Annotated in this window: 3 protein-coding genes and 1 pseudogene; 2 read left to right on the top strand and 2 right to left on the bottom strand. The window is 59.2% G+C overall.

All coding sequences use genetic code 11. The features are described from left to right. Positions 1–254: 254 nt before the first annotated feature. Positions 255–742 (top strand): annotated as a pseudogene (locus AB6804_RS31575) (IS21 family transposase); the annotation flags it as partial. A 1,807-nt stretch (positions 743–2,549) separates the two neighbouring features. Here the strand turns inward: AB6804_RS31575 and AB6804_RS31570 are convergent. Next, entirely contained in the window at positions 2,550–2,996 is a 447-nt protein-coding gene (locus tag AB6804_RS31570; protein WP_370889792.1) for an SET domain-containing protein, read from the bottom strand. Positions 2,997–3,086: 90 nt separating this feature from the next. On the opposite strand from AB6804_RS31570, the gene AB6804_RS31565 reads away from it, so the two are divergent. Beyond that, a complete protein-coding gene (locus AB6804_RS31565; protein ID WP_370889791.1) occupies positions 3,087–3,287 on the top strand; it encodes a hypothetical protein in 201 nt (66 codons plus the stop codon). A 29-nt stretch (positions 3,288–3,316) separates the two neighbouring features. On the opposite strand, the gene AB6804_RS31560 is transcribed toward AB6804_RS31565, so the two are convergent. After that, complete coding sequence (locus AB6804_RS31560) at positions 3,317–3,595, bottom strand: HU family DNA-binding protein (RefSeq protein ID WP_370889790.1); 279 nt, start codon at positions 3,593–3,595, stop codon at positions 3,317–3,319. Positions 3,596–4,374 lie beyond the last annotated feature (779 nt).

The raw sequence follows: 4,374 nt of genomic DNA, 5'->3' as shown, positions 1-4,374 counted from the left end.
ATCGTCTCCCGCGCACTCTAGATTGATCATAGAACATGCTGCATTTACGTAAAGTAATTTCTGGGACAGGACACTAGCGGGGCGGGCCCATAAGTGGGGATCAACGAACAGCGCCGACCAGGGCGCAATCCCAAACTTAGTCAACGGACGGGAAATTGCCAAGGAAAAGGGCGTCAGGAGCACGGGCCAGCCCTCGCGACGTAAAACTGAGTCCCCCTCAAAACAGTCGGGCTTTTGCGCACAAAAGGCCGGCGATGCTTCGGAAGGAACCGTGGATGCAAGTCCATGTGCTCAAAGCTCAGGGCCGTATCCGAACGCGAGATCGCGCGTCGCCTGGGCGTTTTCGCGCAACACGGAGACGCGGTATTCGTCGGCAGAAGAGGTGCCGCGCTATAAGCAGCGAGCCCCCCGGCCAAGCTTTGGTGCGTCCGAAACGTATGTCGTTGAGCGCGTGCTAGCCGCCGCGCCCGAGACGATCGCAACGCCTGCGCTGCTTCGAGCGTTACGTGCTGGCTACGGCGGGCATTTGCGCAGTCTTCAGGCGCTGATGAAGCTTCACAAGATGGTGGGAAGCCTCGCCCTGTCGTGCGGTTTGCAACCGATCCGGGGTGCCAGATGCAATGCGACTTCGTTGTGTCCGCCGACGAGGCGCGCATCGTCTCTACGCCGTCACGGCGACGCTCGGCTTCAGCCGCTGGCGTTGGGCGCGTTTCACACAGATGAGAGGGCCGAGACCCTGGTCGAGTTAAACGCATGGGAACTGCTCACACGGCTTGCATGGCATGCGAACAAGCGCGGACCGAAGCTGAGCCCGGCACCGCGATGAACTTCCAGATCGATGCAGTGACCCAACCTGGGGCGACGGCCGCTGATTTCTTATCGGCAGCGTGTCGGTTCGGGATGACATTGGAGGAATGCCAGCGAGTCGGTGAGCGACGATTTTTGATTCGTTTGGAATCGGGTCTTCAATCAAACGTCTGCCGGCTTGCAGCTTCCTTAATTTACATGGGGCTGGCCGAAACGGCCTACCTCGTCAGGACGGATTTATAGACGCTTCCCTTCCTCCCACCGGACGGCGGAGCCGCGTGACGTCCGGCCCGCCACCTATGGGGTGTCACGCCGTTTCATTCACGGATACGCCAGACAGGCGACTCTGATAAAAAATGCAATCGAGTTGGGGTTCAAAGGATTCTTGGTGACCGGATTGGCAGTGCCGGACGGAACCTCATTTGCCGCCATGGTGATTGTGCGCCTACCAAGCGGTGATCAAGTGGCCAGCGGCCTATTGGGCCGGTTTGACAGCCGGCACGAGGCTCAGCGGTCAGCTATTAAGCATGGAATTAATGAGAACGACCGCTTTTTAGCTGTTCGCCGCGCCCTCAACGTATCGTGACATCGGCTAGCCGGGTGAGTAGCTGTGGGCTGTAGTGAGGGACGGTCAGCTCCACCGAGTTTTCGCACTTGCAACGCATCACTCTTTTTTCCTCGAGATCCTGGAGTTGACGAATCGCGTGCGAGAGCAAGGCGATGGCGGCGACTTAATGCGACGATGCGAGGGGCGGCTCACCTTCCGATAGCCGACGTTGGGACGACGGAAGTGCGAGCGTCGCCTATGGGTCGTGAAGACTCGTTCCCAGTACGCGAAAGCCGACATCCAGCCTCTCCGCATCGCCAACGACCGCGGAGCGCCATGCAGCAGCCGCACGTCGGCTGAACGACGAACGTCCGCAAAGGCCGACAAGCGCACTTTGCTGCGGCCTACATGTCTTGATCTGAGAAGGACGCCGCGACAAGCGTCTTGTGTGCTTGAATCGGCTGCACTCAATGAATCCGGCAAAACGTTACAAAAGCTAATGCCGCGTACATCGCTCTCCGACAATATGGACCGATCGAAATCTCTTATTGCGCCGGAAGGCCTGCGCGGCTTCGCCCATCTTGTTGAGCGGCTAGGGCTTCGTAAGCAGCGCTCGGCCTCAGCTGCAACGAAAAAAACAGACAGCTGCAACGCCCGACAACGCGAGTACTCGACCCTTGACGATCGATCGCCTATTCGGAAGTAATTCGCCTTAGTGGCGGTCCAAAGGTGGCTGCATGGCTGACGCGCAGAACGTTGCCCTCGGGCGTCATCTTGCGCGGAATATCATCGAACCTGGGGCGCCGCTTTGCCCCTGAAACGCTTGTCACTGGCCTTTGGCTGCCGTCAGCCGCGCTCACTCGCTGTTTAGCGATGCGCGCATTGGTGTCCCTGCTCGCATGCCGTCTATGTGATCTGTCGAGTTTCTTCGACTGTCGCGCAACATCTTGCACGCGATGATGGACCTCGGGCGGGTTCCAGATTTCCACATAGTGCTCGGCTGCCCCAGCCGCTGAGGCGAATACGATCGCTACCGATCCAAGAATCAAACTTTGCTCAAGCGTTTCTCCTTCGTTCGTCGTCGACTTCGTCGAGCTCACCACAGTATCATCCGTGAAAGAGCCGGCTCAGCACGGTTTGTCTAGCTAAAGCACCGAACCGATGCTTTAGCCGATCCCTTCCGTTGACGTGCGCGTCAATGCTCCGGTGGCGCGAGCATGGTCCCTCGACACTGACGCGACCCGCAGCGGCATTGATACAGCTTCTTGATGGCCAGCGTGCGGCGTCCCTCGACAAACAGTCGATAGTCGATGAACAGTTCCTCGCCTGGATTAATGTTGCGCAGTGCGTAAAAGTAGACGCGACTGCCCTTCTGCTCGGTTTCGCAGTTCGGCGCGCAGCTGTGATTCACCCAGCGCGCTGAGTTTCCGCCCTGCCCTCCATCGATCACGCGTCCATCGCCAAGATCGAAAAAGAAGGTGTGGCCGTCCTCCGCAGCCGAACGCTCGTAACGACGCTGCGCTTCCTTCCAAGAACGGAGCGTGCCTTTATACTCGAACAGCACATCACCAGCAGTGATGGGCGTGAGCGCGAAGACGCCCCGGCCGTGAACCGGCGACGAACGAACGACAGTGCGACGCATCGACATTTAATCGGTGAAAGTGAACATAATGTGTCGCGATGAAGCGCGCGAGGTTGCATAATCGGTCAACGTCTCCGCCGCGACACGCCTATGCCCCGCTCGAATCACCGCTCCAACGCACGCAAACCGCCTCGCGGCACGCTGGCCCGCTACCGGGAACGGATCGTAGAGGTGTTGGGCGAGGCCCGCGGGCAACGCGTCATGATCCGGTCCGTCCATCCGGACGGTGCCGAGCGCCTCACGGCAGTAAAACTCGTCAATCTGCTGCCGCTGGATAGCCAACTTTTCTGAGGCGCGGGCGAGTCCTTGCCCGCGCCGTCTCACGCGCCGTTGATCGCGTCTTTGAACGCTTTGCCAGCCGTGAACTTCACCGTTTTCGCGGCGGCGATCTGCAGCGTTTCGCCGGTCTTCGGATTGCGACCGGTGCGCGCCGCGCGTTCGCCGCTGCCGAAGCTGCCAAAGCCGATCAACTGAACCGTACTGCCACCGGCCACTTCCTTCGAAATCGTGTCGAGCACGGCGTTGATTGTTTCCTCTGCGGCGCTCTTGCTGGTACCCGCCTGTGAGGCGACCGCGTCAATCAATTCCTGCTTGTTCATCCGTCGTTCCTCACTTAAGATCAACCGCCATCTTACCGAACAGCGGGCCAGTGCGGCGCTGAACTGGCATATCGCTTAATGAATCTGGTGAATGACGGGCGGTGTTGACCTGCCAACGAAGTGCCGTCAGCGTAAGGGTGAATGGCTATCACCGTGCCTATAGCGCGGTGGCTCGCCCTTTACGAGGGACCAGTCGCTGTGCACGCCCCCATGCCCCTTAGGCGAGCGTCCGCCTGCCACAACTCAGCTGCCTGGCAGACTTTTCGTTGCTGCCGCTAATCGGGCGCGAACGCTCTCCCGGTCGAGGAGGTCGTCGAACAGCATGTCCCGCCATCGAACGAGGAACAGCCTACCGCTCGCAATCTAAGCCCTGAAGCTGACGAATTCGTCAGCCCGCTGCTAGGCGACGCCGGGCCGGAGGATCGGCAGGGATCGCCATTTGTCTTGTTCATAGTCCTTCACGCAATGTTCGATAGCAGACAACCTGGCCAGTTGAACCGGGAGCAACTCGTAGCGAACTCGGAGTTCGTGTGTTCGCGTCAGCCAATACACTGCGCCAATTGGCAACTCGATTTCTGTTGACGCTCGTACTGCAGATACCACCTGCTCCAAATGCGCCAGTTCGCCATCCGCGTCCCGGGACGCTCTCTTGAGAATCTTAGCGGCACTGCAAATCCGTGCGGTCTGGTGGTCCGGTTTTGGGATGGCGGTTTCAAGGTTGAAGCGCAACAGCGAATTTAATGTTTAGAGCCATGAGGTTGAGCTGCGGAAGCGAGTGT

Source organism: Caballeronia sp. RCC_10 (assembly GCF_041360715.1).
In the GTDB taxonomy this organism is placed as follows: Bacteria; Pseudomonadota; Gammaproteobacteria; order Burkholderiales; family Burkholderiaceae; genus Caballeronia; species Caballeronia grimmiae.
This window is presented reverse-complemented; position numbering and strand designations above follow the sequence as displayed.